Raw genomic sequence first — 2,495 nt, 5'->3', positions numbered from 1 at the left:
GCCGCGGCTGTGCCATCACCGAGACGCGCGTCGAGACGTCTGGCCGGCGAGCCACGCAGCCTCTGCAAACGCGACGTGCCGGTCTGTATCGGTGACCCCGGCCCGGCGCGTCGACGCAACAGGGCCGGGGCTCCCAGATTTCTACGGGTGGTTCGCGCCGTTCGTACCGGTGGGAACGTTTTCGATGAGCACTCCATCCACGGCTATCACGTCGGCCTCGCTGCCGTTGCCACCGATGCCGCTGACTTCGCCGTTGCCGCCGTTGCCGCCGCTGCCGCCGTGGACTGTTTCGTTGTCTAGATGCGACTCGGCACCGGGGTTGTTACTGGCAGCGATGATGTTGCCGTCGGCGCCGTTGCCGCCAACGCTGCCGGCTCCGGTACCGGTCCCGCCGTTGCCGCCGGTAGCGCTACCGCTAGCCGAGTTGTTCGCTCCCAGTGCGCTGATCCGGCTGGCGCCGGGATTGCCGCTGTTGTGCCCGCCGGCGTTGAGCTGGCTGCCGCCGCCGGTGCCACCATTGAGGCCGGCGCCACCGGCCCCGCCCTGAGATATGCCGCTGGCGTCAGCGCCAATCCCACCGGCCGCGATGGACGCACCGCTGCCATTGCCACCGTGGCCGCCGCCGGTGGCTTCGCCCCCGGCGCCGCCAGTGGACGTACCGTGTGCCGTTCCGCCGGGGCCTCCGGCACTGCCGGTAACGCCCACGACCTGAGTCGTCTTACCGCTTTGGATATCGGACTGTCCGCCAATGCCTCCGACGCTGCCAGCGCCGGTAGCTTTGCCGCCAGCGCCGCCGGTGGAGTGGCCGTACGAGGTGCCTTGGGCGCCGGCCTCGAGCTCGCCGAAGTAGCCGGCACCGCCGTGACCGCCGTTAATCCCCTCGCCGCCCTTGCCTCCAGTGGCAACGGCATCAAGCCCGGTACCGCCGATCGTCCCGCCGGGGAGTACTCCCCCGGTGCCGTCGACAGCGAGCAAGCCGCTGCCGCCGTCGCCGCCCAGCCCTCCGGCACCGGTGCCCGCACCGCCTTCACCGCCCACTGCAGTGCCGCCGATGACACTGCCTCCGTTGAGCGCACCACCCGTGGTGGGATCCCAGTAGATGGCTCCCGTTCCACCGGTGCCGCCGGTGCCGCCGTTGAAACCAGCGCCGCCCAGCCCGCCGGTGGCGGTGCTGCCAGTGACGGTGCCACCGCCGCTGGCCGCGATGACGCCTGCGCCGCCCGCGTGGCCGGTGCCCCCATTGGTTCCGCCGGCTCCACCCGTACCGCCGGTGGCGGTGCTGCTGGTGACGGAGCTGTGGGCGCCGTCGGCAGAGACCGCGGCGGCGCCCCCGTCGGCACCTGCCCCGCCGGCTGCGCTGGCCGAGCCGTCACCGCCACGGCCACCGTGGCCGCCGATGGCGGAGCTGTCGGTGATGTTTCCGCCATTCGTCGCGGTCATCTGGGCAGCTCCGCCGCCGCCCCCCTGTCCGCCGGCGAAACCGTTACCGCCAGTGCCGCCGTCACCGCCGTCACCGCTCTGAACGAGACTGCCGGATACGTGTTCTCCCGTGACGTTGACCATCGCGGCGGACCCGCCGGTGCCGCCGGTGCCGCCGACGCCGGTGCCACCGGCGCCGCCATTACCGCCGTTACCGCCATGAACTGTCATGTCGGTGGAGACGGTGCCGTTGGCCGGGACCAGCCTGGCGATACCACCGTTACCGCCATGGCCACCTACCGCTCCGCTCGCGCCGTTGACACCGCCGTCACCGCCGTTGCCGCCGATCGAGGTGCCGTGCACGATTTTGGTTCCGAGCGGGCCTGGATCTGTGTTGTTGGCAGTCCACGCGTAACCCCCGTCACCGCCGCTACCGCCGCGTCCGACACCGCCGTTGCCCCCAGTCGCGTCACCGCTCGCACTACCGAACAAGCCGGTGGTTTGCGCATCGCCACCGGTGCCACCACTGGCGAGCGCGGCCGTCGCGCCACCGCCGTCGCCACCGGTGACGATGCCGGAGGCCGAGCCGCCGGTCCCGCCAGATAGCAGCACGCCGTAGCCGCCCGTACCGCCATGGCCCCCATTAGTCGCGTTTCCTCCGTCACCGCCAGTTGCGTTGCCGGTGGACACACCGCCGAGGTTGCTCCCGTAGCCGGCTTGGACTTCACCACCGCTGGAGGTCGGGTCGTACGCGTTGCCACCGACGCTGCCGAGGCCGGTGCCGCTGCCGCCGTTGCCACCGGTGCCGGTCCCGGAAGCGATACCGTTGGCGTGGGCGTTGACGTCACCCAAGCCGCCGTAACCCCCGACGCCGCCGTCGATGCCACTGCCACCCTTGCCGCCGTGGCCGGAGCCGCTGGCGTGGGCATTCGCGCCATTGGCAACAATCGCACCTTGCCCGCCGTCACCACCTGTGCCGGTTCCGACGGAGTCACCACCCTGGCCGCCGGTAGCGACGCCGGTGGCGGTGCTGCCTGCCGAATTGGACGCGATCGTCGCAGCACCACCGGAGGTAC

Annotated in this window: 1 protein-coding gene; it reads right to left on the bottom strand. The window is 71.6% G+C overall.

Translation table 11 applies throughout. The annotated features are described in order from the left end of the window. Positions 1-141: 141 nt before the first annotated feature. The coding region (locus A5636_RS26520) for a beta strand repeat-containing protein (RefSeq protein WP_367592464.1) at positions 142-2,495 on the bottom strand (2,354 nt) is incomplete at its 5' end.

Source organism: Mycobacterium asiaticum (assembly GCF_001673315.1).
Taxonomy (GTDB): domain Bacteria; phylum Actinomycetota; class Actinomycetes; order Mycobacteriales; family Mycobacteriaceae; genus Mycobacterium; species Mycobacterium asiaticum_B.
The sequence above is the reverse complement of the archived record's forward strand: the minus strand, read 5'-3'. Positions and strand labels throughout refer to the sequence as shown.